At 59.0% G+C, this 26184-nt stretch carries 26 protein-coding genes and 1 pseudogene; 12 read left to right on the forward strand and 15 right to left on the reverse strand.

The window, feature by feature from the left end; all coding sequences use genetic code 11:
• Positions 1–29: 29 nt before the first annotated feature.
• From ROSERS_RS16780 to bchF, 4 genes are all read right to left on the reverse strand, one after another.
• On the reverse strand, positions 30–776 hold the full coding sequence (locus tag ROSERS_RS16780; protein ID WP_011957964.1) for a DUF169 domain-containing protein: 747 nt from the start codon (positions 774–776) through the stop codon (positions 30–32).
• A 111-nt stretch (positions 777–887) separates the two neighbouring features.
• The gene (locus tag ROSERS_RS16785; protein WP_011957965.1) at positions 888–2066 is read right to left on the reverse strand and encodes a chlorophyllide a reductase iron protein subunit X; all 1179 of its coding nucleotides are present in this window, start codon (positions 2064–2066) and stop codon (positions 888–890) included.
• Between the two features lie 138 nt (positions 2067–2204).
• Positions 2205–3176, reverse strand: coding sequence for a zinc-binding dehydrogenase (locus ROSERS_RS16790; protein ID WP_041333960.1), 972 nt, complete (start codon positions 3174–3176; stop codon positions 2205–2207).
• A gap of 11 nt (positions 3177–3187) precedes the next feature.
• Positions 3188–3673, reverse strand: a complete 486-nt coding sequence (bchF, locus tag ROSERS_RS16795) for a 2-vinyl bacteriochlorophyllide hydratase (RefSeq protein WP_011957967.1) — start codon at positions 3671–3673, stop codon at positions 3188–3190.
• 296 nt (positions 3674–3969) lie between these two features.
• Between bchF and ROSERS_RS16800 the strand changes: the two genes are divergently transcribed.
• Complete coding sequence (locus ROSERS_RS16800) at positions 3970–4815, forward strand: universal stress protein (RefSeq protein WP_011957968.1); 846 nt, start codon at positions 3970–3972, stop codon at positions 4813–4815.
• Between the two features lie 52 nt (positions 4816–4867).
• On the opposite strand, the gene ROSERS_RS16805 is transcribed toward ROSERS_RS16800, so the two are convergent.
• The 7 genes and pseudogenes from ROSERS_RS16805 to pufB all read right to left on the reverse strand — a co-directional run bounded on the left by ROSERS_RS16805 (position 4868) and on the right by pufB (position 11560).
• On the reverse strand, positions 4868–5629 hold the full coding sequence (locus ROSERS_RS16805) for a DUF3623 family protein (protein ID WP_157041123.1): 762 nt from the start codon (positions 5627–5629) through the stop codon (positions 4868–4870).
• Between the two features lie 35 nt (positions 5630–5664).
• Positions 5665–6885: a geranylgeranyl diphosphate reductase gene (locus tag ROSERS_RS16810; protein WP_011957970.1), complete on the reverse strand. Its 1221-nt coding sequence runs from the start codon at positions 6883–6885 to the stop codon at positions 5665–5667.
• Positions 6886–7021: 136 nt separating this feature from the next.
• Positions 7022–7984, reverse strand: coding sequence for a chlorophyll synthase ChlG (gene chlG, locus ROSERS_RS16815; protein WP_332249055.1), 963 nt, complete (start codon positions 7982–7984; stop codon positions 7022–7024).
• Between the two features lie 89 nt (positions 7985–8073).
• A complete protein-coding gene (locus tag ROSERS_RS16820) occupies positions 8074–9036 on the reverse strand; it encodes a photosynthetic reaction center cytochrome c subunit family protein (RefSeq protein ID WP_011957972.1) in 963 nt (320 codons plus the stop codon).
• 98 nt (positions 9037–9134) lie between these two features.
• On the reverse strand, positions 9135–11066 hold the full coding sequence (locus ROSERS_RS16825) for a photosynthetic reaction center subunit M (protein WP_011957973.1): 1932 nt from the start codon (positions 11064–11066) through the stop codon (positions 9135–9137).
• A 185-nt stretch (positions 11067–11251) separates the two neighbouring features.
• Positions 11252–11368, reverse strand: a pseudogene (locus tag ROSERS_RS25180) (light-harvesting protein); the annotation flags it as partial.
• 21 nt (positions 11369–11389) lie between these two features.
• Positions 11390–11560, reverse strand: coding sequence for a light-harvesting antenna LH1, beta subunit (gene pufB / locus ROSERS_RS16830; protein WP_011957975.1), 171 nt, complete (start codon positions 11558–11560; stop codon positions 11390–11392).
• Between the two features lie 510 nt (positions 11561–12070).
• Here pufB and ROSERS_RS16835 point away from each other — a divergent pair.
• Together ROSERS_RS16835 and ROSERS_RS16840 are read left to right on the forward strand one after the other, a co-directional pair.
• A complete protein-coding gene (locus ROSERS_RS16835; RefSeq protein ID WP_011957976.1) occupies positions 12071–13078 on the forward strand; it encodes a MerR family transcriptional regulator in 1008 nt (335 codons plus the stop codon).
• 106 nt (positions 13079–13184) lie between these two features.
• Positions 13185–13628: a hypothetical protein gene (locus ROSERS_RS16840; protein WP_011957977.1), complete on the forward strand. Its 444-nt coding sequence runs from the start codon at positions 13185–13187 to the stop codon at positions 13626–13628.
• Between the two features lie 34 nt (positions 13629–13662).
• On the opposite strand, the gene ROSERS_RS16845 is transcribed toward ROSERS_RS16840, so the two are convergent.
• From ROSERS_RS16845 to ROSERS_RS16865, 4 genes are all read right to left on the reverse strand, one after another.
• Positions 13663–14613, reverse strand: a complete 951-nt coding sequence (locus ROSERS_RS16845; protein ID WP_011957978.1) for a transglutaminase family protein — start codon at positions 14611–14613, stop codon at positions 13663–13665.
• Positions 14614–14728: 115 nt separating this feature from the next.
• Positions 14729–15786, reverse strand: a protein-coding gene (locus ROSERS_RS25185; RefSeq protein ID WP_085979421.1) for an IS5-like element ISRfsp3 family transposase whose coding sequence is annotated in 2 segments (ribosomal slippage) — positions 14729–15255 and positions 15255–15786 — 1059 coding nt in all. Because the reading frame shifts where the segments join, the coding sequence is not laid out codon by codon here.
• Between the two features lie 634 nt (positions 15787–16420).
• The gene (locus ROSERS_RS16860) at positions 16421–17395 is read right to left on the reverse strand and encodes an alpha-E domain-containing protein (RefSeq protein WP_011957979.1); all 975 of its coding nucleotides are present in this window, start codon (positions 17393–17395) and stop codon (positions 16421–16423) included.
• The gene (locus ROSERS_RS16865) at positions 17388–18818 is read right to left on the reverse strand and encodes a circularly permuted type 2 ATP-grasp protein (RefSeq protein WP_011957980.1); all 1431 of its coding nucleotides are present in this window, start codon (positions 18816–18818) and stop codon (positions 17388–17390) included. The genes ROSERS_RS16860 and ROSERS_RS16865 overlap by 8 nt, the downstream gene beginning before the upstream one ends.
• A gap of 264 nt (positions 18819–19082) precedes the next feature.
• Here ROSERS_RS16865 and ROSERS_RS16870 point away from each other — a divergent pair, with 264 nt between their 5' ends.
• The 9 genes from ROSERS_RS16870 (at position 19083) to ROSERS_RS16910 (ending at position 26184) form a co-directional block, all read left to right on the forward strand.
• A complete protein-coding gene (locus ROSERS_RS16870; RefSeq protein ID WP_157041124.1) occupies positions 19083–20102 on the forward strand; it encodes a sensor histidine kinase in 1020 nt (339 codons plus the stop codon).
• The gene (locus ROSERS_RS16875) at positions 20099–20743 is read left to right on the forward strand and encodes a response regulator transcription factor (RefSeq protein WP_011957982.1); all 645 of its coding nucleotides are present in this window, start codon (positions 20099–20101) and stop codon (positions 20741–20743) included. Before ROSERS_RS16870 ends, ROSERS_RS16875 begins: the two co-directional genes overlap by 4 nt.
• A gap of 208 nt (positions 20744–20951) precedes the next feature.
• Positions 20952–21779: an ABC transporter permease gene (locus ROSERS_RS16880; protein WP_011957983.1), complete on the forward strand. Its 828-nt coding sequence runs from the start codon at positions 20952–20954 to the stop codon at positions 21777–21779.
• A gap of 107 nt (positions 21780–21886) precedes the next feature.
• Positions 21887–22804: a ribokinase gene (gene rbsK / locus ROSERS_RS16885; RefSeq protein ID WP_011957984.1), complete on the forward strand. Its 918-nt coding sequence runs from the start codon at positions 21887–21889 to the stop codon at positions 22802–22804.
• Complete coding sequence (locus ROSERS_RS16890; RefSeq protein WP_011957985.1) at positions 22801–23466, forward strand: HAD family hydrolase; 666 nt, start codon at positions 22801–22803, stop codon at positions 23464–23466. Before rbsK ends, ROSERS_RS16890 begins: the two co-directional genes overlap by 4 nt.
• Positions 23467–23692: 226 nt before the next feature.
• Positions 23693–24055, forward strand: a complete 363-nt coding sequence (locus tag ROSERS_RS16895; RefSeq protein WP_232282644.1) for a CidA/LrgA family protein — start codon at positions 23693–23695, stop codon at positions 24053–24055.
• Entirely contained in the window at positions 24036–24758 is a 723-nt protein-coding gene (locus tag ROSERS_RS16900; protein ID WP_011957987.1) for an LrgB family protein, read from the forward strand. The genes ROSERS_RS16895 and ROSERS_RS16900 overlap by 20 nt, the downstream gene beginning before the upstream one ends.
• Before the next feature lie 97 nt (positions 24759–24855).
• On the forward strand, positions 24856–25602 hold the full coding sequence (locus ROSERS_RS16905) for a glucose 1-dehydrogenase (RefSeq protein ID WP_011957988.1): 747 nt from the start codon (positions 24856–24858) through the stop codon (positions 25600–25602).
• A 21-nt stretch (positions 25603–25623) separates the two neighbouring features.
• On the forward strand, positions 25624–26184 hold the full coding sequence (locus ROSERS_RS16910; RefSeq protein ID WP_011957989.1) for a TIGR00730 family Rossman fold protein: 561 nt from the start codon (positions 25624–25626) through the stop codon (positions 26182–26184).

The following is a 26184-nucleotide window of genomic DNA, read 5'->3' on the forward strand; positions in this document are numbered from 1 at the left end:
ACGACTGTCGCGCCAGCACCACGCTGGCATCACGACCCATCGTTTCCTTTCCGTGCGTGCGACGGCATGATCAACCGTCGCATCTCCTCCGGATCGATCCTGAAGTTCTCGATCAACTCGACGATGTACCGGAAATGTTCTCGCGGCACCGCAATAAACATCTCACCCGGCGCCACCCGATTGTGCATCCGTCCGCCGCCGTCGCCGGTTGCGAAGACACTGTTGCGCTTGAGGCGCGGCGTCGCAAAGATCGACGCACATGCAGACGGTCCCAACTCACCGATGGGGAACGTTCCCTCCCGCACCGATGCCGCGCCTGCAATCTGCATGGCATGCATCGGGTCGGTAATGCAGACCAGCAGATCGACCGGCACGCCATCCGGCACATCGTCAAGCGGCGCGGCGGCCAGCGCGGCAATCGAACCGGTGGGCAGCACGGAACTCTGCGCTTTGTTGCGCCGTGCGCCTTCTTCGGTAAAAAACCCCTGCGCCATCGTCAGATACTGCCCTTCGGTGATCAGACGCCCGGCGTCCGGCAGCCAGCCAAGGTGATACTGCCCGACCCAGCAGTCGTGGTGGTGCGCATCGACATACACCCGTCGTCCTGCTTCCGCCTCACGGATAATCGCGCACGCCACAACATTCGCTGGCTCATAGCCTGGAGGCGGTCGATCTTCGCAGTACGTCACCGCCACCGGTCGCCGCTTGACTTTCATCCGCTCGACCAGCAGCGTATGCAGGTATTTGAGATCGACAGCGGTTTGTTCCGCCAGCATACACTCTTCTCGCTTTTCCAACGCTCGCTGTCGGCGAATGATAACAATCAGCGTGTACCTGACAGATGAGAACGCATCAACATCCGGATTCCGTGCAACCTTCCCACCTGGCTACCGATATGTCGGCGCATCGGCGTAGCGCAGATCGACGAAACTGAACGCCTGACCCGACCGGCGCAGCGCCGACAGGAACGCAACTTTGTGTTCGAGATCGTTCGGCTCACCCAATCGAATCTCGATCGAGCCGGAGGTGACGGTGATGCCATCACGATCACTGCGCACCATGTCGGTCACATACATGCCGATCGCCTCGATCATCTGCTGCACCTTGCGCTGCACCGGATCGGTCGCCTGCACCTGCGGAATGACCGGTTTGAGCGACAGGATCGGCACCGTAAAGGTCGGCGCCTTGTCGCCAAACAGGTCCTGCTCACGCGCTGCAGCCGGTCGACCAGGCGGCTCTTCGGCGCCAAACACGCGCAGGAACTCCTCATAACCCAGCGGCGTGTAGTTTTCGACCGGTTGCAACTCCTGGCGCGCGATACGCCCTGCCAGGTCGCCAAAAATCTCGTTGAACTGCGCATCTTCGAGTGCCAGGCGGCACGCATCAGCAAGCTCACGCACTTTCCGGCTCAACGGCACTCGCGTCAGGATCGGCAACCCAACCGCTCTGGCATACTGGTCGGCGGTATCGCTGCCATCATCACGGTTCACCACCAACCCGAGAATCTGAGTCGTGCCGCCCATCGAGCGAAAGTACTGCGCCGCGCGCGCGATATTGTTCGCCGCATAGAGCGATTGCCGGTCGTGCCCGACAAGAATGATCACCTGCTCCGCCAGTGAGCGCGCAAGCGGCGTGGCGAACCCGCCACACACCACATCGCCAAGGAAATCCATGACGATGAAGTCGAGGTTCCAGCGGCTCATGCCCAGATGTTCCAGCACCTTGAAGCCGGTCGAAATCCCCTGCCCGCCGCATCCGCGCCCGACTTCGGGACCGCCGAGTTCACACCCGAAGATGACGACGCCGGGGCGCAGTTCATTGCGAAAGATCACGTCGCCAATCGACAATTGATCCTCTTTTCCCGCCTCCTTGAACAGACGCCACTGATCGCCGAGCGTCGGCAACGAATGCCCGCCAAAGATCGTATTGCACGAGTCGTGCTTCGGGTCGCAGCCGAGTTGCAGCACGCGATAGCCATCGAACGCCAGGCGTGCCGTCAGGTTGGAGGTGAAGAAACTCTTCCCCATCCCGCCTTTACCGTAGATTGCGATCATGCGTGGCGCCATCGCGTCCTCCCGAATTCAGATACGCCCAACGTTGAACGTTCAACGTTGAACGTATAACGCCCAACCTTCAACCTTCAACGCCCAACCTTCAACCTTCCAACCTTCAACGCCCAACCTTCAACCTTCAACCTTCAACCTTCACCCCCCAACATCCCACTCAATCACCAGTTTCAGGCACTCCGGGTCATTCAAGGCGGTCGCATACGCTTCCTCGAACCGGGCAACCGGCGCGCGATGCGTGATCAGCGCTGCAGCGTCGAGCATTCCGCTCGCCAGCAGATCACGACTCCGCTGCAAGTCGCCGGTCACCCACTCCTTCGCCGTGAGCAACCGCGCCTGTTTGAGGAACAGCGGCATGTACGGCAGGCGCAATTCGTCATAGTACCCAAGCAGGATGATCGTGCCATCGTTCGCGAGCAGCGGCAGCGCATCGCTCAATGCCGCCATCGACCCGGTCGCCTCGATGATCGTATCAACCGGTTGCTGCACCGCCGCAACGAGCGAGTCGGTCGTCACATCAACGCGCAGGTCCGCCACGCTGCGTTCCAGGCGGCTCGCAACCCGATCACTGACCGCAACCCAGGCGCCCTGCGCCCGCGCAATCCGCGCCGCAAACTGCCCGACCGGACCCTGCCCCAGCACCAGCACCCGCCGACCGGTCAGATTCTGACCCGTCCCGGCTATCAGATCGACGCCGTGCAATGCGGTCGCCGCCAGCGCCAGCAGGACGCCGTGCTCCGGTTGCATCCCGTCGAGCGGAACGATGCGACGGTAATCGACCAGCAGGGTCGCCGCCTGCCCGCCCCACGCCGGGTTGACATCGCGGAAGCAGCGCGCACCGCCGACATACACCCAGCGCCCGTCGTACTCCGCCGGAACCGCTGTGCCACGCGCGACAATTCGACCGACCGTTTCGTATCCCGGCACGACCGGGAACTGTAACATCGGGTGCGGCATTCGTCCTGCCAGCAACATCCGTTCCGTTCCGGCGCTGATCGACGTGAACGCTGTCCGCACCACGACATCATCGGGTCCCGCGTCCGTCAGCGCCACATCGCGCAACTCAAGACGATGCGGTTCAGAAATAACAATTGCGCGTGTCGTGCTCATAGACCGTCTCATCAATGCGCAACCACGCCGGTTTGCCCGCTGCCGCTCCGCATCATCCGCCGCTGCCGACCAGCCTGAATGCCGCGATAGACGAACTGCGCGCAATTGATCAGATAGGTGCAGTACGCCACCAGCATCAGCGTCATGATCGCATCGGGTGACCAGTGCAGCCAGACCGCGAGAAAATAGAGGTTGTGCATCACCATCGCCAGCGCATTGCCAGCATCTTCCCAGAAGAACTCCGGCGCCATGAACCAGCGCCCGAAGATCTCCTTCTCCCAGATCATGCCGGTGATCGTGATCGCCCACAACAGCGCGATCTTGATCCACACGCTGACGGTGGCGATCATGTACCCTTCACCCGTCACCAGGTAACGGATCACCAACCCAAAACTGATCAGAAACGCGAGGAACTGGATCGGCGCGAGCACTGCCTGCACTTTCGTCCAGACGCTTGCATCGCGGCGGGCCAGCTGTTCCGGCGTGTACATCGACATCGCGGTCCCCCAATAGGTCAATACATTTTGACTTGTGAGAAGCGTGCGCTTAGATTATAATACATTCACCTCTCAAGAAAACGTCTACAACCACTACACAATTGCTCTCAGTTTGACGCACACCGGTTCGACTTCTCTGTTGAATGCGTCGAACCCGTCGAGCGGTGTGATACGTGCGGTACAATTGCACGTCGAACACATCGTAACATCCAAAAGTGGACAATTGTGCGTACCTATCATACTACCGGGATTGACCAGAGCCAGCATAACCTCACATAACCAGCAGGAGTGACGCTATGCGCATTAATAATGTTCCCCTCGTGTTCACAACGACCGCCATCGACCGGAGTTTTGCGCTGCTGCCCAACGTTGCTGCGTTCGCCTCCGCCATCGGCAGACCTCTGCGCATCGTGCACGTGCTTGGGCAACGCTACCGCAGCTACGCCGAGCGACAGATGGCAGCGGCAATTGAAGCGTTGCCATCAGGCAATGGGTTGGTCTTTGAACTGCTCAAAATCGAAAGCAAACAGCGCCGCGCCTTTCTCGACGAGATCGCCAGCACCACTGGCGGCATTCTGGCAATGTTGCCCACCCGCCACAATTTCATCAATCGGTTGCTGGCAATGATGAGCGACTACGAAAAGTTCATGATCGAAGGTCCGCTGCCGATCCTCGCTCTTCCGCGCAACGGCGCACTCCCGACCTCGATTGAACGCATTCTCTTCCCGCTCGACCTTTCGCCGCGCTCCGACGACCCGCTCGATCAGGCTGCCGATTTTGCGAAGTCGGTTGGCGCCGAACTGCACCTGATCTATGCCTTTGGCGACGACCGGTTGCTTCCTTCTGAAATGGACATGGCTGCGCGCCTGGCAGCACGTTCACCACGCGAACTGTATCAGATCGATAAAGATCGCATCAACGCGCTTGCCGAACGCGCCCGATCGCATGGCGTCCCGGTGGTTGTCTCCACAACTGAAGGGCGTGCGCATACCGCCATCCTGAACTACTGCAACGCCGAAAAGATCGATCTGGCGATTATGGCGACTCACGGACCGCGCAGCAGTGAAGATATCTGGCACGGCACCACCACGGCGCGGGTTATCAAGCACGCCAGTATTCCCGTCATTGCGATGCGCTGCTGAGCAGACGCCGCCCATCCTCCCGCAGGTTTGTTTGCGAGCCTGCGGGAGAAACTCAGACATCGTGCACCGGTTGTGGTATTGGCGAGATGGACGCACCGCGCCACCGCTGTGCCAACCGCCAGACCCACACGTTCACCGGCAGAACATCGAGCCAGAGTGCGACACACGCCACTGCCGATTGAGCGGCGAGCAATGTTGCGCCAACTCCTGCGCTTGTGTCCAGACCATACGCCAGGGCATCCGTAGCGAACCACACGCACGCCGCCGTCAGAGCAGTGACGCTGAGCGGAAAGATCGCGCTCAACACCTGCGCCGGCGGCAAGCCGACCGCAAACCAGGGGGGCCACAGCAGAGGACCGCCATCACGCGCATGAGCGGCGGCATACGCCGTCAGGCGCATGCTGAGATGTCCCCACCAGGCGAGGAAGAATGCCCAAACCCCCCACTGATTGGCGCCATTCCACGTCAGTGCAACGATCCCGGCGGCGGGGAAGACCCACATGATTTCCTGCCACAGCGCACTCCGGCGCGCGAACCCCAGGCGACGCATCCCTGGTCCGGCATACATGCGACACCCGATCTCCTGCCACACCCACACGATTATGGCGCAGAGATGAGCCACATACACCCCACGGAGCGACCGGTCATTATAGATCAGCGCCAGAACGACGAGCGCGCCGACCACCGCAACCGTCGCCAACCCGTACAACCACGAAAATGCCTCAGACGACAGACGATCGGCAATCGCAGGCAGAACTATTGCCGCGCTCAGAACCAGAACCGCATACAGCAATGGCGCAAGGGAGAGTAGCATATGCCTCATCTCTGCCGACTGTGAAGAACGAAACCTCAGGCGACAGCCGGTTGATCGGTTCGACGGCGCGGCAGATAGTGACGCACCTGGGCAGCGATAATATCCGCCGTCATCCGCAACTGCGCCAGCCACGGCACCGGCGCCATCGTCTTGTGCATATACGACTCGAATGTCAGTCGTTGCACATCCAGATTGCGGCACATGTCGGTGAACACTTCCATCTGCCGCGCGCTGCCGTACCCCCACTTCTGCAAGAAGACCAGGAAACGATACATCGTGCCATAGGTCTTCCACCAGCGACGCTCATAGCGCCGTAGCGCAGTGAGCGATGCGTCCGGCAGACTCTCGATCAGCGTTTCAGCCGCCATTTTGCCGCTCTTCATCGCCCAGTAGATACCTTCGCCAGAGGTGTGCACCACCAGACCCGCCGCGTCACCGATGAGCATTGCACGCTCAAACGCCATATGTTCACGCGGTTCCATCGGCAGCGCATGCGCCTCTTCGAGAATGATCTCGCCGCCCTCCAGGTCTCTGCGGATACGATGCTTCAAATTCGCAAGCAATTCACGAGCGCGTTTGCTATGGGCAGGTCCCGTTCCGATGCCAACGGCGACATGATCGCTCTTGGGAAACGCCCAGGCATACAGGTCGGGGCTGACCTCAGGACCCAGGTACAGATCGGCGGTATCCTCCCAGCGCGCCATCTTGCCTGCCGGAAGGCGAATGCGCTGCTGAATGGCGATACAGCGCGGCAGATTGGGCAAACCCAGCAGTTTCGCCGTTGTCGAATACGCCCCATCCGCGCCGATCACCGCCGTGACGCGCAACTGTTGACGGGCGCCGCCGAACCGTTCGCGATACGTTGCAGTCACACCCTCCTTATCGAACGCCAGATCGACCAGTTGACCTTCGATCAACATCGCACCCCGCTGAACGGCGCGCTGACGGATGTAGCGGTCGAACTCCTCGCGGCAGCACATGGCGATATAATCCTGATCGCTGTGATTGACGCCGGCAACCTCGATTTCGACGACCCGTTCGCTCGGAGAATGCACCAGGGCGTGGTGCACCTTGCGCGAGATCAGCGTTTCCGGCAGGTCAAACTCGGTGAACGCCACCGGCGGCACCGCACCGCCGCACGGCTTCACATACGACGTATCACGCTCAAGCATCACAACCGGCACACCTGCACGCGCCAGCGTATCGGCAGCCGTCGAGCCGCCAACCGACGCGCCTACCACGAGGACTGGATCCATCGTCGTTCCTCTTTCTAGCCCCGGATGAGGGGTCAGAGGTTAGGGATCAGGGTTCGACTTTGTGTCATCAGAAACCCTCAACCTTCAACCCTCAACCTTCAACCTTCAACCTTCAACCTTCCCACCACCGGTTCTATCACCGCAACCCGATCGCCGCCGCCATCATCCCCCACACGAACATCGCAATACCGCTGGCATTATAGAAAATGGCGCGTTTGCGCGGATCGGCGATGGTAAAGAACTTCCACTGCGTCGGAATCTGCATCAGCACCAGCGCCCCGATAATGCTGGCAATGATCCAGTTGCGGGTGTGAAGGAAATACATCACCACCAGAATCTGGGCGACATTGATCGTCACGAATGCAGTCCAGGCTGCCGCGATCTCGCCATACAGCACCGGAATGGAGCGAATGCCGCTGATACGGTCGCCTTCGATGCTCTTGAAATCATTGATCGTCATAATGCCGTGAGCGCCAAGTGAGAAGAGCGCCGCCATCAACACGCTGCCGAACGTCAACGGCGCAAACGCCAGATGACCGGCGATCCACGGCAATCCTTCGTAGGAAACGGCGACAATCGTATTCCCGATCCAGCCGTTGCGCTTTGCACGGATCGGACCCGCACTGTAGATCACCGCAAGCACCATGCCGATTGCCGTCATCAGGGCGACGTACTGTCCGAGAAACAGTGCAATACCCAGACCAAGCACAACCAGCACGCCAACGGTAATAAACACCTGCCGCGTCGATACCAGACCCGACGGAATCAGGCGCTGCGGCTCGTTGATCGCATCCACGTCGCGATCGCAGTAATCATTGACGACCTGCGCCATCCCGCAGAGGATCGGACCGGCAAGCAGTGTTCCCAGTGCGATACGTCCTACATCGGTGACCGTCCACTGACTGGCGCCGCTGGCGATAGAACCGCACAGAAACGCCCATGACGGCGCAAACCATGTCACCGGTTTCATTAGCTCAACAGAGCGCCGCAGAATCAACATCGGGCTGGGCGAAGCCCGAGATGACGCGGTCGAAGCGGTTGATTCCGGCATTGGCTTCCTCTCCTGCGAGTCAAAGAAGAAAGTCGCCACGGCAGGCATACGACGCCACAACAAACAAGAAATGCTGTGTGATGCGCAATGACGCTCACACATCACACAGCACGCATCACACCCCCGTGGCGCCAGGGCTACGGTGTGCTTGAAAGCACTGCCGGCACCTGGCCCGGCTTTGCTGCACCCGGCGGGATGCGGGCGCCCTGATGGCACAGCCAGCACGAAGGACTCTTTCCGGCCATGATGCCATCGGCAATCCGCCCGCCCGGCGCAACATATGTTTCCTGAATATGCTTCGACATCTGGAGCATGATGATGGAATGGTTCTTCTGCTCAACCTCATAGCTTGGGAAGTAGCGCGAATTGTGGCAGAAGGTGCATCCCTGCCCCATACTGACGTTCATATGATACATGGCGAACTGATTCTGCTCCACCTCCGCGTTCGACACATCCTTCCGACCGGTGACGACCAGACCGCCAGGGTAGTCCAGATCAAGCGGCAGGCGCCAGTCGTTCGGCAGCGTGTTCATAATCTCGATCGGATACGGCTCCAGACCTGCCGCCTTCCCGTTGTGGCAGGTTGCGCACGTAATCTGATAGCCGCCGACAGATGCTGGCAGTTTGGCGGTATAGTTCTGGTTCAGGTCGGCGGACATCAGCATCATCTTGCGTGCCGTCACCTTCTTTGCCGCATTCGGATAGCCGTCCGTCTGGGCGAAGTTGGCGATATTGTGGCAGTAGCTGCAATCGACCTTCAGACCGCCGGAAACATGCGCCACCATGTATGCCGAGATCTGCGCCGTGGTCATTCCTTTCAGCACCTGCACCGCCTGCGGTTGCGGATTCGCCTGAATATAGGCATTCATTGCCGCGAGCGACTCGGCGCTGATATAATTCGTCGGCTCCTGGGTGTAATTGACGTAGATCGGGTTCTGCAACGGCGGTGGAGGCGCCGGAATGACCGTATAAAAGATCCACCAGAAAATCACGATACTTGCCACGGCCATAACGGCCGAGATGAGTCCGGCCACGATGTAGAACCTGCCGCGGACGGTATTCGTGATTTCCGGAAAGAGCGTTGGAGGCTGCTGGATCATCGCTTCTATTCCTCTCTAGCAGTGCTGCGGACGAGGCATAACACTGGCCCCGCCACGTGGGCGGGCGAATGGCGCTCATCCGCCCGCGCCACACGCGCTTACCGGAAGATAAACTGCTGCCACCAGTACTCAAGTGGCGGCATAGGCGCCACAATCTTGATCGACTCACCCCATGTATACCAGTCGGGTATGACCGTACCGCTCAGGAACAGGCCTATCGCGCCGGTAATTGCGGTCAACGCCGCGAACCACCACGCCCAGATGTGGATGTTGTACGAGTTGGCGTTCCAGCCCATCACCCAGCGCCAGAAGAGTTGGGCGCGCTGCGTGCCGGGACCTTCCGCCATCATCTCGGTAAACTCCATCTCCGACTTCCACTTCGAGGTCGCCACAATCGTCGCCCCGTGCATCGCCAGCAACAGCGTCGATCCGAGCAGGAAGAAGATCGAGAGCATGTGGAAGGGGTTGTAGTAGAAGTTGCCCCAGTGGATGCTCACATAGTTCGTCCAGTCCAGGATCGCGCGGAAGCCGTGGCCCGGTGCGGCGCTCCAGTTGCCGAGCGCGAGCGGATGGAACAGATAGATGACGAAGTAGAGCGACAGTGCTGAAGCGAACCCCCAGGCAAGGTGTGTGCCGATGCGCGTGGCTTTTGCGCGTGTATACAGACGCGCCCACCATGTCAGCACCGAGAGATGCAGGAAGAACGTCGCCGCCAGCCATGCACCGCCCTTGTCCCAGGGCACATTCCAGCTCAGGCCATACTCGGTCGGCGGGGGATAGACCGCCAGGTTCCAGAACTCACGCAGGTAGATGACTGCATTCCACTCGACCTGACGACCGTAATCCACCAGGATGATAAACGCGCTGGCGAAGAAGGTGATGAACGAAATCACGCCCCACAGACCGACATAGATCGGACCAACCTGCCCTTCGCCGAGCAGGCGCTGCATCCAGCCAACATGCCCTGGCGGTTTGGCAATCGTGCCTTCCAGCCCGTCACGGTACTCCTCGTCGCGTAGATCGACCGGCTCCGGCGTCTCGCGGGCACGCCCCAGCACCAACCCGACACCCATCAACGCCAGACCCGCCGCCAGTGCCCCCTGACCGATGCCGTTCCAGATCGGCATCCTGTCCCAGAAGCCCCAGAAAGCGTTCCAGTCCTTCACAAACGTGCCGGACAGGAAGATGCACAGGTTCGAGAACAGCACCGATGCAGCGCCTGTCCAGAACGCGACACGGTGAATACCGATTTCGCCGATGCTATAGCCCAGGATATTGCGCCAGAAAACGTGGATGTTCTGGTCGCTGATATTCCGTCGCGCCTCGCTCAGCACTGCCGAACCGTGCATGTGCAGGAACAGCGTCGAGGCGAAGAGCAGCGTAATACCGATGGCATGGAATGGGTTGTAGAAGAAGTTGTAGTACTGATACCCGATGTTCGACACCCAATCGAGGTGGTGCGTAATGCCGAGCGGGAAGCCGTGCCCCCAGCCGCCCATCGCAATCGGGCGCAGCCATTGGAGGGTGATCCACGACGACACGACCGCGCCGAATGCAATCGGCACCTCCATGCCCATATCCAGCTTCAGGCTGATGTCAATCTGGCGCAGCAACCAGCCAATGAAAGCAATGGTCGCTGAAACCATCGTCAGGAACCAGAAGAAGCCGGGCTTGCCAGGGCTGATATTGAAACCTTCCGAAACCGGCGGCGGCTCGATGCGCATCGCCAGGATGTTGAACGTTCCCTCGTTGACCACACCCTCGTACAGATAGAACGCGACCCCCAGAACAATACCGACAATCGAGATCGCGCCGAACAGACCGACATAGAAGCGACCGATCCAGAAGTCGAACGGATCGACTCCAAAGAAGCGCGCCGCAAGGGTCTTACCGGGGCGCTTATAGAACTCCTCGATGATCGAGAACGGAATGACTTCTGCGGATGCTGCCTGCGAGCCTGTGGAGGAAATCGCCTCAGCGGGGAGAGTCTCTCCACTCGGCAGCGGCAGCGCGCGTGGCACAGCGGACATATCGTGTGCTCTCGCTTTCTAGCATATGGATTGGCTTACGCGAAGATGGTACATCTCCACAGGCAAAGCCAGCACCTGGATACCTACAGCGTAAAGACAGGACAGGGGCTGATGCGCTGCCACGTGCCAGCCCACTGTCCTCCTCTCCTTACGATCGCCAGGCAGAATGAGCGACGTTCCTACTTCAGCCAGGGAATGATTGGCGAGCTGAGCACCACAAAGTGGATGAGCAGCGCCATCACGAGGCCGATCAGGGTGGAGACCACCACCACTGTCCGGAACTCGAACGGTCGATCTTTCATACAAGCGCCTCCAAATCTTAACTAGAACCTGAGCCAGGGCGTCCAGGCCCAACACAGGATATGGGCAATCACCGCGATAACCAGACCGCCGTAGATCGTCTTCACGACAATGTCATGAACCAACCACTCTGCGTTGTTGAAGAGCGGCTTCCACTGATCGGGCACCAGGTCGTTCTGTGGTTTGTCGGACATGTGGGTCACCCCCTTTCCTCATCTGCCTGACTCGATGACGCAGTGCTTCATGAACTGCGTGACAACGTTTCCCCCGCGCCAGTTGCTGCCTGTCGCTTCTCACATCTGAGCGTGTCAGAGCTCCACGTTGTCAAGAGTATGCGCGGGTTTCACCGGGATTATACTCCTGTGAAAGCCAGCGCGTCAATCAAAATCCCTCACACATCTACTATGCAAGGGTTATGCAGACTGTGTGCAAAAGCCTGAGTTATGAAGTTGCAACCCTGCGTCAGAGTATGCACTACAGCGTTTGACAATCCCTGTGCGTATACTATAATAAAGCCCTACAATCCTAGCCAAAAGGAGGGGAAGAAGCGAGCAACCTTGCTTCACCCTGCTGCCGGAACTGCCACGTTGCAGGGTGAATACGCGGCGCCGACCGTGTGCGTGGCATTCCTCCCGGGTTTGCCGCCGGGCAAACCACGTGGTGCGTATGCCGACGCTTGACCGTTCTAGAGATGGAGAACCCCGATGTTGGAGCAGGTCCATCACCTGCTGACGCTGTCAGACGTGCCACGCTACAATATCAAGGCAGTCGTTCAGCAGACCCAGGTCAATGTTTCGACACTACGCGCATGGGAGCAACGCTACGGCGTTCCGCGCCCGACTCGCTCCGATCACGGTCATCGGCTCTATTCGCAGCGCGATATCGAGATCATTAAGTGGCTGAAGCAGTGTACCGAGGAGGGACTGGCGATCAGTCAGGCGGTCGCACTGTTGCGCGACATCAGCGACTCAGGTAATGCTACTCCTCGCGCGCCGCAATCGCAGCCGCCTCCGCCAACACTGGCGGACGCCGGATGGCCCGATCTGCGCACACAATTGACCGAGGCGCTCCTCAGCACGAACCTGCGCCAGGCGCATTTGCTTGTCAATACCGCCGTGGCCCTCTTCCCTATCGAGACGCTGGTGCTCGATCTTTTTTATCCCATGCTGGTCGATATTGGCGAGCGCTGGGCGCAGGGGGATGTGTGCGTGGCAGAGGAGCGGGTGGTGACCAACTTCGTGCGCCAGCGCCTGCTCGGGTTGTTGCAGATCCACGCGCCGTTCGCCATCGGTCCGCGTCTGATCGCCGGGTGCGCGCCTGAAGAACAGCACGAGATCGGGTTGATTATGTTCTCGCTGCTGATGGAACAACGCGGCTGGGAACTGATCTACCTGGGGCAAACCGTGTCGGCGGAAGGACTTGATGGCTTCCTGATGCGCATGGCGCCGGCGCTTGTGTGTATGTCGGTGTCGATGGCGGAGCATGTGCCCGGTCTGCTCGAAATTGCCCGGATTGTCGAAGGTCGCCGTCGCCATCGCCTGGTGTTCGCCTATAGCGGTCAGGTGTTTGATCGCCATCCTGAGCTTCGCGGTCGCATTCCCGGTATCTTTCTCGGCAATGACCTGCGCGAAGCGGTTATCCGGGCGGATGATCTCGGTGAAGAGATCGATCCAGAACGCTGGATGCGACAGTCGCACTTCTTTCGCCATTGATCTGGAATGTCGGTTTGGCGGCTTCAGGCAGAAGTAAGACCAGCATGCCGATGCGCCGGCAATTCTTCCCGGCACACACGCAAGAACGGCGCTAGAAAGTGCAAATATGCGCTCATTGACGACGTGGCTGAGCAGTCGTGGACCGGAGATCGCCCAGGCGCTCGATCAACGCCGCGAGGCGATCTGTTCTGCGGTCAATCATCGCCTCATGTCAACGTTCGCAGGATTGCTGGCGGATATCGAATCGCGCCACGGCAGTCAGTATCATCAGGTGACATTCAGTCGCACACCCCGACGGCTCCATCAACTGGTGCTGGTGGCGCTCGCGCTGCAGGCGCCGTCGGTGCTGCAACGTGAGATTGAGTGGAGCGTTCGCCTGTTGCTGCGGTACGGCGTGACGCAGCATCACATTCAGTCGATGGTGCGCTGGTACTTCGAAGCGGTGCGACGCGAAGTGGCGCTCGATGATCACGACCGCGATAACCTGGCGGCGCTCGAAGAGGCGATCCTGGCGACCATCTACGCGATTGGGGAAGAAACTGAGCCGTAATATCAAACCTGATCGATAGAACGAATTCTGGCGTCTATTGCTGCGCCTGCATCTGCTGCGCCTCCGCTTCAGCGATGAACGAACGCTCGACCGCGCGCCATTCAGGCGTTGTGTCGTCGGCTGTCTCCGCAGGCGTTGCAACCAGGGTGACACGCACCGCCACATCGAGTTCGCTCGTTGCCTGACCTTTGTACACTCCGCGCGACGGCGGAACATCGGCATAGTCGCGCCCGATAGCCACGCGAATGTGGCGTGCACCGGCTATCAGGTTGTTCGTCGGATCGAACCCCACCCATCCCACACCGGGCAGCAGGGCTTCCACCCAGGCATGGGTCGCGTCCGCCTCGGAGCGATCATGGTCTTCAGCACGGTGAAAAAGATAGCCGCTGACGTAGCGACACGGAATGCCCAACATGCGCGCCAGTGCGATCATAATATGCGCGAAATCCTGACAGACGCCGCGTCGGGTGCGCAGGGCGTCGTCGACCGGCGAGTGCACATGGGTGCTGCCGGGTGCGTATTCGAAGGCGTGGTAGATGCGCCCGGTGAGCCAGCAGAGGGTTGTCAGCGGATCACTGCCGCGCTGCATCTTCAATTCATCCGCAAATGAGCGCAGCAGGTCACTTGCATATGCAAAACGGCTGGGCTGGAGCATCTCCCACTGTTCGCCGCTGGCAGCAAGTGCATCGAGGGCGAGCCAGGCATCGCTGTCGAGCGGGGGCAGCGGCGGCGGTTCAAGCGCTTCCACCAGCGCTTCAGCGATGATTGTCAGCAATTTGTGGCGACCGGGCACATCGAAGTGATGTACCACATTCCCAAGAACGTCGCGGTAACTGAACAGCGTTGCGCGCGGTATCGTCGTCATTTGAAACGTATGGAGACGCTGGGAACCATCGCTGCGCGGTTGCATACGCACTTCCATCACGCTTTCGCTGACGGGCGCGCTGTAACGGAACCGGGTCAGATGGCGAATGTGATAGTACATGGGAGAACTGAGAACTGAGAACTAAGAACTAAGAACTGAGAATTGAGAACTGAGAACTGAGAATTGAGAACTGAGAACTGAGAATTGAGAACTGAGAATTGAGAACTAGACTTCATCAAGATTCGTTTTGATTTTTGGACTGCTTTTTGCGTTTCAGCCAAATTCGGAAGTTATGCAGCCCGCAACATGTTTCCATGACCATATCCCGAAATTCGGAACAACTGAAGCGGATAATGTCGTGAATGATTCGATACCGCTTGATATCGCCGATAACATGTTCAATACGAACGCGAACGGATGAGATACGCCGGTTTTCCTCCTTTTCCTGCGGCGTGAGGGTTCCATTGCGCGGCTTCTTCTTTGGCTGCATAATCTGGACGCCAGGCAGGGTAAATCCTTGAAATCCGGCGTCTTGATAGAGAATGCTCGCGTTTGGAAGGGTGTATCCCGCTTCATCCGCAATACATTTATCGTGGACCCTTCCTTCGTAGGTGTCACTCAAAAAGTGAATAGAGCCAAACTCATCAATGATGAGAACGTTCTTAAGCGTATGTCGTTTCTTCTTACCGCTGTAATACAACTCCCGGTCGACTTTGTCGCTTGGACGGCGAATGGGACGTTCTACGCCGTCATGGATAAAAAGGGGGGCGCTTTTGTCGCATGCGACGGTTCTTCACACGACGGTTCTTCACACGACGGTTCTTCACACGACGGTTCTTCACACGACGGTTCTTCACACGACGGTTCTTCACACGACGGTTCTTCACACGACGGTTCTTCCTGCAATCGCCTCGCCAGGTCGTCGGCAGTGCGCGCAGGCAGGAGATTTTGCTGTGAAAGCGCATAGTTCAGCGCTCCGTGCAAAAGATGCACCCATTTGCTTACGTTTGATTGGCTCATTTGAAAGAGGTGTCCGTGCATCACTTGCGTTGGGTTTTGTTTTAAGTAGGTCAAAATAAAGAGCAATTTATCTTCTGTTGTCGGAAGCGGCGAGTTTGCATACGAGACGTAGCGACGACAATATCGGACGCGGCCATCAATCGTGCGACGTTTCATATACGCTTCAAATGCGGCGTGGAAGATCGGAACCAGCGCGTGGAACTCTTCAACGGTCAGTCCGGTCATAGAGCGTAATTTCTCCGGATTTTCGATAATGGATCGATACTTACACATCGTTTTTCTCCATTTTCAGATTGTACAAAAATAGTATATCACTAAATCTTGATGATGTCTACTGAGAACTAAGAACTGAGAATTGAGAGCAAGGAACTTTTCGCTTACAGCATTTTCAGATATGTTGACCATCGTTCGCGTCTACAATGTCGCACGAGGCGCATGCTTCCGGCGGAGTGTAGACCGAAATTATAGAGATTGAGAATTTAATCCGGTATGCGCTCTTGCCGTCGGGCTAAAGCCCTCGGCTATCCAGGGCGAAGCCCGCCTGCGCGGGCTATACCGGATTATTTCTTCAAAGACCATAAGCCCTCGGCTATCCAGGGCGAAGCCCGCCTGCGCGGGCTATACCGGATTATTTCTTCAAAGACCATCATTTCGGTCGTCTCTCGCAGGTCGCCACTTGTAGACCGAAATCCACTGCGGCCGCCGCTCGTAGACCGAAATCCATTTCGGGCGCCGCGTAGGAAGCGCACTATTGATCGCGGGTCGTCCGAGGAGGTTCAACAAGCCCTCGGCTACGTGGCGCAACGCTCGCCTGCGCGAGCCAGACCGGGTTTAATTCTTTGAGACTCATAATTTGTACTTCTATCGCAGACCGCAGCGGCAGGCGCTTCGCTCCGGGAGCATACGCTCAGGGAACGCCTTCGCCCTTCAACGCTTCATCCGCCGGATAACTGATGCACGCCCGATAGATCTCATCGTGCACCTGGACGCACATACGACGAATGGACATCAGAAATGTGTGCATATCGGTCATAATCTCATCCACCTGACCATAATCAAGTACTGCGCGCAGACGACCGGCAAGGCGTTCGACGCGTGCAGTAGCGCGGTGGGCGCTGGAGCGACCGATGGACTGCGCCGCTTCCTGGATCATATCGGCGGCAAAGCGGATCGAACGCGGGAACTCGGCATTCAGCAACAGGAACTCGGCAACATCCTCAGGACGAATGCTGGCAGTGTACACTTTACAGTACGCCTCGAACGCCGTGCAACTCTTCAACAGAGCGACCCACTCGAAGTAATCGAGCATCTCAGCGTCCGATCCTTCGAGCGAACAGAAATGAACATCGAGCAACGCTGCGGTCGCCATGGCGCGCTCAAGATACCGCCCGATCTGAATGAACCACCATCCCTCATCATGGCTCAGGGTTGCATCGGTGATGCCCTGAAACAGGTGAACGCCTTCTTTGACCGATCGAAAAAAGAGGTGCGGTTCACCCGACCACATCTCTTCCATTGAGGTATGACGAATCTGGAGATAGAGGCGGTTGACCTGCTCCCACATTTCGGAACTGATGCGCTCACGCACCTGACGGGCATTGTCGCGCGCCGTCGTAATACATGCCGCGATCGAGTCGCTGTTGGACATATCGAAGGTCAATGCCTGGGTGATCGCATAGGGAGTGACGCCAGCAGCGGGCGGCTGGCTGTGCAACGCCAGCAGCAGGCGACGCCAGCGCCGCTCGGCGGCGGTTGGCGTCAGATCGAGCGCGCTATGCAAATGCACATCAAGCAGGCGCGCCGTGTGTTCGGCACGCTCCAGATAGCGCGCCATCCAGAAGAGACTGTCGGCGACCCGGCTGAGCATTGGCGTTTTAGTCATTGAGCACCCAGGTATCTTTGCTTCCGCCACCCTGCGATGAATTGACGACCAGCGACCCGCGCCGCAATGCCACCCGCGTCAGCCCCCCCGGCACAATGACGATCTTCTCGCCATACAGGATGTAGGGGCGCAGATCAACATGGCGCGGCTCCACCCGCCCGTCAACAAAACAGGCGGCACGGGAAAGCATGATGGTCGGTTGCGCGATGTAGTTGCGTGGCGCTGCAAGGATCCGACGCCGAAACTCCTCGTGCTGCTCACGGGTGCTGTGCGGACCTATCAGCATCCCATAGCCGCCCGACTCACCGACCGCCTTGATAACAAGTTTGTCCAGGTTGTCGAGGATATAGCGCCGATCAGTTTCATTGCACGCCAGATACGTCTCGACATTCGGCAGGATTGGATCTTCACCCAGGTAATAACGAATGATGCGCGGCACATACGCATAGATCGCCTTGTCATCGGCAATGCCGGTGCCGATGGCATTTGCCAGACCCACATTCCCGGCACGATAGGCATTGAACAGCCCCGCCACGCCAAGCGCCGAGTCGGGTCGAAATGCCAGCGGATCGAGAAAATCATCGTCGAGACGACGGTAAATGACATCGACACGTTGCAATCCTGCTGTGGTGCGCATATACACCCGGTTATCGTGGACGAGCAGGTCGCGCCCTTCGACCAGTTGCACCCCCATCTGACGCGCCAGGAACGTGTGCTCGAAATATGCTGAATTGTAGACGCCGGGTGTAAGCAGCACAATCGTGGGGTCCGGTCGTTGCAGCGGATCGAGAGCACGCAGTGTTTCCAGCAACGCCTGACCGTAATGGTCGGTTGGACGGACATTGTAGCGCTCGAACAGCGTCGGGAAGGTGCGCTTCATCACCTGACGATTGACCAGCATATACGACACGCCGCTGGGCACGCGCAGATTGTCTTCGAGCACCAGAAAACGCCCATCGGCATCGCGCACGAGATCGGTTCCGACAATCGCAATATAGACATCGCGCGGAACCCGCACGCCCCGCATTTCACGCCGGTAGTAGGCGCAACTGTAGACCAGTTCGCGCGGAACGACGTTATCTGCGAGGATGCGCCCTTCGTGGTACACATCACGCAGAAACATGTTCAGCGCGGTGATACGCTGCGTCAGACCACGCTCGATCACCGACCATTCCGCCGCAGGAATGATGCGCGGGATCAGATCGTAGGGAAAAATTTTCTCTGTGCCATCGCCATGACCGTATACTGCAAACGTGATGCCCTGGTTGAGGAATGCGGCATCAGCCGCCTGCTGCCGTCGATAGAGCTCCTCGGCGGAGAGCGTTGTCAGTCGCTCGTACAGGGGGAGGTAATGCGGGCGCGGGCGCCCATCGGCAGTGAACATTTCGTCCCAGGCAATGTCAATATCGTATGAGGTAAACATTTTGTGCAATATAAACAAAAGGCGCCCTGCAAGGAACGTGCGAGGGGCCACACTGCCGGTTAGTACATGCCAGAATTGAGCAGGTATATAGTACGTCTTTGTGCACATTTCGTCAAGCCCCGTCAACCTGCATGTTGTTCCATATTTCACGCAGCGTGCTATACTGTTAGGAACAGCAGATCCAACCGGCATAAACGGTCTGCCGCCCTTCAGTGGCGCGCGCCGGATTCGCACCATCGAGTTCGAAAGGCGTGGAACAGCGGCATGGACACGACGCTTGCGCTGGCAGATGCCTATCAGCGCCTGCTGGGTGAACTGAGCCGTCGTCTGGGTGCTGCCCGGGCGGAACTTTTGCTGCGGATCGATCCGCGCCTGCCAGCTCAGGTTGTTGCGCGGTGCGAGAATGCCAGCATCCCCGCCGGTGCCGCTCAAACGCTGGAAATACCGATCAGCGAAGGCGCCATCGAAGTCGGGCGTCTGCGGATCGAGTTCGCTCCCACGTCGCCGCTGCCGCAACCATCAGAACTGAGTATGGCGCAGGCGCTGGTTGAACTGGCCACTCTGCTGGTCGAGGATCGCCATCAGCACACGTGGGGTCTGCAATTGCAAGCCGGACGGCGGATGCTTGCAGTGACCGAGGAAGAACTCCAGCGTATTATTCTCGACATCCACGACGGTCCGGTTCAAAAACTCTTCGCCGTTTCATCCCATCTGGCGCTGGTTCAGGCGCGTCTGGAAGAGCACGGCGACACAGCGCTGCGCCGGGAGATCGAACCGATCATCGAGCGTATGAACGGGTTGATGGAGAGCGCACTGCAGGAGATCCGGGCGACGTTGAGCGGTTTTCGCCTGGCTGAGTTTGAGATGCGACCGCTGCCATCCGTCCTGCGCGGGCTTGCGATGCAACACGAGGCGTTGACCGGTAACCAGGTGGCGCTGGAGATCGAAAATGAACTGCCGCCGGTGGAACTGCCGGTCAAGATTGCGCTGTACCGTGTGCTGCAGGAGGCGCTGTCGAACAGTTACCGGCATGCTGGCGTTGATCGCCATGAGGTGCGCGTTCGAGCGCACGAGGGCTGGATCGAACTCATTGTTGTTGATGAAGGTCGCGGATTCGATCCGCCGCCGCTGGAAGGACCTGGCGCAACCGAACGGCAGGAACACATTGGACTGCGAGGTATGCGCGAGCGCGTCCATCTGGTTGGCGGGCAATTGCAGGTCCTGAGTCGGCCAGGGCACGGGACGCGCGTGATTGTGCGGGTGCCGGCGAAGGAGGCAGTATGACCGATCTCAATCGTCCGATTCGAGTCGTCCTTGCTGACGACCACGAACTGGTGCTCGAAGGATTGCGCGGTCTGCTGGAACGTGAAAATGATATGACGGTGGTCGCCACTGCAACCGATGGCGAGTCGCTCCTCGCACTCATCGAGAGCGAACGACCGGATGTGGTGGTGATGGATCTGGCGATGCCCACCCGTGATGGACTGTCATGCCTGCGCGAGATCCGTCGGCGCGGCATGCCGGTCAAGATTGTGATTCTGACCGCCTTTGGCGATGGAGGAGCATTGCAGTCGGCGTGGGAGTTGCAGGCGGATGGGTTTGCGCTGAAGACCGATCCGCCTCGCCAGACGATTGCGACGATCCGCAACGTGGCGCATGGGCAGATTGTGTTTCCGCGCGTGGTGCGCCAGGCTGCCGATCCATCGCAGACGCAGCATACCAGTCTGCTCGCGCGTCTCACTCAGCGCGAGCGCGATGTGTTGCGCCTGCTCGCAGAAGGCATGCCAAACGCCCAGATCGCCGAACGACTGGTGGTGCAGGAGAGCACGGTGAAATATCATTTGCAGAATATCTTCCAGAAACTGGGGGTTACCAATCGCACGGAGGCGGCGCAGGTGTACTACCGCGAAGGCGGGGAACGTTGAAGGTCGAAGGTTGAAGGTTGGAAGGTTGAAGGTTGGAAGTCGAAGGTTGAAGGTTGAAGGTTGGAAGGTTGAAGGTTGGAAGTCGAAGGTTGAAGGTTGAAGGTCGAAGGTTGAAGGTTGGAAGGTTGAAGGTTGAAAGTCGAAGGTTGGGCCTTGAACGTTGAATGTGGAACGTTCAACGTTCAACGTTATAACGTTCAACGTTAAGATGAATGCAGTTCTGACCATCACGTGGTTAACCTTTCACGAAGCGCGGCGGCGACGTATGGTGCTGGCGGCGCTGATCATTGGCGCTCTGTTTGTGGCGTTGTTTGGCATCGGCGTGTGGCTGATTGCCCGCGAAATGGAACGGAACGCGCCACTGGCGATCCAGCGTCAGGCGCAGAGTTTCCTGCTGATCGCCGGTCTCTATGTGGTCCACTTCCTGACGATTATGCTGGCAATTTTCGCCTCAGTCGATACAGTTGCTGGCGAAATCTCGACGCATACCATCCAGGCGCTGGTGACACGCCCGATCCGCCGCTGGCAGACGCTGCTTGGCAAATGGATCGGCTTTGCCCTTATGCTGACGGGGTACCTGGGGCTGCTGAGCCTTGGCGTCGTTGCTGCGATGTGGCTGATCGTCGGATACTGGCCCCCCAATGTTGCAGTCGGGCTGCCGTTGCTGGCGCTTGAAGCCCTGACTCTCCTCTCTCTCTCGCTCCTTGGCGGCACGCGCCTCTCGACGCTGACGAATGGCGTGGCGCTCTTTTTGCTCTATGGGCTGGCGTTCATTGGCTCGTGGGTCGAACAGATCGGCGCGCTGCTGCAATCGAGCGATGCGGTGCGGATCGGCATTATTACCAGTCTGCTGTTGCCGGTTGAGGCGCTGTGGCGACGCGTTGCCTATCTGATGCAACCGCCGCTGGCGAATAATCTCCCCGGACCGTTTTCAACCGCTTCCGTCCCCAGTGAGGCGATGGTTATCTACGCTGTGGTGTACGCTGCCGTTGCGCTGCTACTGGCGATGCGTTCGTTTGGACAACGCGACCTCTGACGGCGAACGATTCTGTCTGACCGCCTGACCACGACGCACAATCGCCTTCACGCATACCGCGTATAATAGGCGCTGGAGACTCTGCCGTTTGTATGAGGAGATCGCGTGTGGCGGTTGTTGTCTTCGGCAGCATCAACATGGATCTGGTGGTACGCACACCGCGCCTGCCGACGCCCGGTGAAACGCTGACCGGTCATACGTTCTTCACCGCGCCTGGCGGCAAAGGCGCAAACCAGGCGGTCGCCTGCGCCCGGCTCGGCGTGCCAACCCGCATGGTCGGTCGCGTCGGCGATGATCTGTTCGGCGAACAATTGCGCGCCAGCCTTCGCTCCTTTGGGGTGCAGGATGATGGCGTTCTGACAACGCCTGGTCCGTCAGGAGTGGCGCTGATCGCTGTCGATGACACAGCAGAGAACACAATTGTGATCGTTCCAGGCGCCAATGGCGCTGTCAGCATCGCAGATATTCCACGGCTGGAACGGGCGCTTGATGGCGCCCGCGCGCTCCTGCTGCAACTCGAAGTGCCGATTGAAACGGTCGTTGCGGCGGCACGCGCTGCGCACACGCGCGGAGTGACGGTCATTCTCGATCCGGCGCCGGCATTGCCGCTGCCTGACGAACTGTATGCGCTGGCGGACATCATAACCCCCAATGAACACGAAGCGACGACCCTCACCGGTATCGCCGTTCATGATGACCAGGGAGCAATCGCAGCAGCGCGCGCCTTGATCGCACGTGGCGCCCGCAGAGTGGCGCTCAAACTCGGCGCCTGCGGTGCGCTGACTGCCGATGCCGAAGGTGAGCAGTTCTGGTCTCCCTTCACCGTCACACCGGTCGATACGGTCGCTGCCGGTGATGCATTCAACGGCGGGCTGGCGGTTGCCTTGAGCGAGGGGCGTTCCTTCGATGAAGCCATACGCTGGGGACTGGCAGCAGGAGCGCTGTCGGTTACCAGACATGGCGCACAACCATCGATGCCGGAACGGAACGAAGTGCTGACCCTGCTTGCACAGGAGCATCTGTGACACTCAAAGCGTTGATTTTCGACTTCGATGGACTGATCCTTGATACTGAAACGCCGGATTTCATCGTCCTGAGTGAACAGTACCGCCGGTATGGCGCGGATCTTCGTCCTGAACGATGGATGCACGGGCTTGGCACAACCGATGGCTACGATCCCTACGGCGAACTTGAGTCATTGACGGGCGTCATCCTTGATCGTGAAGCATTGCGACGCGAACATCGTGAACGTTATGTCGCACTATGCGCACAGCAACCGCTTCAACCTGGCGTGCGCGAGTTGATCGTCGCAGCCCGTAAACGCGGTATCCGCCTGGCAGTCGCATCAAGCGCGTCGCGCGAGTGGGTCGAGGGATGGCTCGAACATCACCGAATACGAGACAGTTTCCATTGCGTGCGCACCCGGAGCGATGGGTTGCGGGTCAAACCCGCTCCTGATCTGTTCCTGAGCGCTGCCGCCTGCCTCGATGTGGCGCCAGAATCCTGCGTCGTGCTGGAAGACTCTCCGAACGGCATGCGCGCTGCGGAAGCGGCAGGTATGCGCTGTATCGCAGTTCCGGTCGCGCTGCTCGACGCGCTGCCATTGCCGCCCCATACCCTGCGCCTGCGTTCACTGGCAGACCTGCCGCCTGAACAATTGCTCGACCTGCTGGCGCGTGAGAACTGAGAACCGAACTGTTTCGTTTTTGGAGTTCTCTGTGCCCTCAGCGTCTCAGCGGTGCATTTTTGCAGTAAAGTCATTATAAGCCACACGCTGCTGGTACGAAGCCCGCCTGCGCGGGCTATGCCGGATCTCAAGACTCATACGTCGCAACTCGCGGATCGGTCCGCCGAACCGCAACAACGAACCGTTATCTGCACACACTTGGGAGCAAATGACCATGGTACGAGGAATGACCGTTCTTCTCGTCTGTCAACTCGCAGGCGAGGTTACCGCGCGGGCGCTCAACCTGCCAGCGCCTGGACCGGTACTCGGAATGCTGCTTCTGTTCGGTATGCTGCTGTGGCGCGGCGCGCCAGACTGGCTCGATCAGGTCGGGCAGGGGCTGCTGCGTCTGCTGCCACTCTTCTTCGTACCGGCCGGGGTCGGCATCATGAACCATGTCCAACTGATGCAGTCCGAATGGCTGGCACTCGTGGCAATCCTGTTGATCAGCACCGTCGTCACCATGATAACGACTGCCGGCGCACTGCTGATCCTCGTGCGGTTGACCGGACGCAGAAAGGAACACAAAGGTGCAGCCGAACGTTACTGACATCTGGGTCTACCTGGCGCAGACCCCGCTCCTCTGGCTGACCGCCACACTCCTGGTCTATTATCTGACAGATCTGGCGTATCAGCGGGTTGGGCAATGGCCTCTGGCAAATCCGGTTCTTCTCTCGGTTGTTCTCCTGGTTGTCTTCCTGACCGTGACCGGCACACCCTATCAGCGCTACTTTGATGGCGCTCAGTTCGTCCATTTCCTGCTCGGCCCGACGACCGTAGCGCTGGCGTTGCCGCTCTGGCGCTACGCCGGTCGATTGCGCCGCATGCTGCTGCCGCTCAGCGGTGCGCTTCTGATCGGTTCGCTCACATCTATCCTATCGGTGGTCGCCATCGGTCGTCCCATGGGTGTATCGGAAGTCACGCTGCGTTCCCTGGCGCCCAAGTCGGTCACAACACCGATTGCAATGGGCATCTCCGAACAGATCGGCGGGCTGCCATCGCTGACGGCGGTGCTGGTGATCGTCACCGGCATCATTGGCGCGGTCATCGCACAAGAGTTGTTCGACCGCCTGCGAGTAGACGATCAGGCGGCGCGTGGTCTGGCGATCGGGGTTGCGTCGCACGGGATCGGTACGGCGCGCGCATTGCAGATGCACGCCGAGGCTGGTGCGTTTGCAGGGCTGGCAATGGGGTTGAATGGCGCATTGACCACGTTGCTGGCGCCGCTGCTGGCGAGACTGCTGGGTTTGTAACGACCGAATTGATCTTCATCCCACCGTGGTATCATGCACTGTCGCCTGTGCCAGGCTGATCTTGAACATCGTGTTGCAACGTCTCAGGACATCGATCATGTTCAATGAAAGCGTCGTGGTCATCACTGGTGGAGGTTCAGGAATTGGACGCGCGACAGCGTTAGCGTTCGGACGTCATGGCGCGCGGGTGGTGATCGGCAATCGCAACGCCAGCACTGGCGAAGAGACGGTCGCTGCAATCCGGGCGACGGGGGGAACGGCGCTGTTCGTTCCCACCGATGTAACCCAACCCGTGGCGGTGCGCGCCCTGATCGACACAACCGTTGCGACGTTTGGCCGTCTCGACATTGCGTTCAATAATGCCGGATGGTTCGGACCGGTCGCCCCGCTGGCGGATCAGGACGAGCGCGAGTTTGATCCTGTTTTCGACACAAATGTACGCGGAACCTTTTTGTGCATGAAGTATGAACTGGCGCAGATGCTGAAGCAGGGTCAGGGTATCATCATCAACAATGCATCGACGACGGGCGCGCGCAACTCGACGGTCGGCGTGGCGCTGTATGCCGCAGCAAAAGCAGCGGTTATCTCCCTGACCCGTTCTGCTGCCATGGAATACGCCGCTCAGGGCGTGCGCATCAATGCTGTGGCGCCGGGACGGATTGCAACCGGGATGCTGGCGAAGGCTGGCGGCGGCAACCCGGAACGTTTCGCTGCGGTTATTCCGATGCGACGTCTCGGCACGCCGGAGGAAGTCGCCGAAGCAGTCCTCTGGCTGGCGTCGCCAGCTGCATCATTCGTGACCGGTCAGGTGCTGGGGGTTGATGGCGGATACCTGGCATCATAATACACCAAAGGAGACAAAACAATGCACGTATGCGTCTATTGCGCCTCAAGCGACCATGTACCGGCACTCTACCTGGACGCGGCTCACACCTTTGGCGAGGGGATGGCGCGGCGTGGATGGACGCTGGTCTACGGCGGCGGCAGCATCGGATTGATGGGAGCGGTTGCGCGCGCCGTGCACGGCGCAGGCGGTCGGGTCATTGGCGTCATTCCGCAGACGCTGCTCGAACGCGAAGTTGGATACCGTGAGGCGGACGAGTTGATCGTGACCGCCACCCTGCGCGAACGCAAGCAGATCATGGACGACCGCGCCAATGCGTTCGTCGCTCTGCCAGGGGGCTTTGGCACCCTCGAAGAGTTGCTGGAAATCATGACCCTGCGCATGCTTGGCTATCACAACAAACCGATTGTTATTGTCAATATCGGCGGGTATTTCGATCCATTGCTGACCCAATTCGAGTACATCTTTGCTCAGAATTTCGCGCACGAGCGCTATCGCCGGTTGTACACCGTAAAAGCCGATAGTGAGGCGGCGCTGACCTATCTGGAACACATGGTCCCTGGCTCGAATTCCGGGCGGTGA

It is taken from the genome of Roseiflexus sp. RS-1 (assembly GCF_000016665.1).
Taxonomy (GTDB): Bacteria; Chloroflexota; Chloroflexia; order Chloroflexales; family Roseiflexaceae; genus Roseiflexus.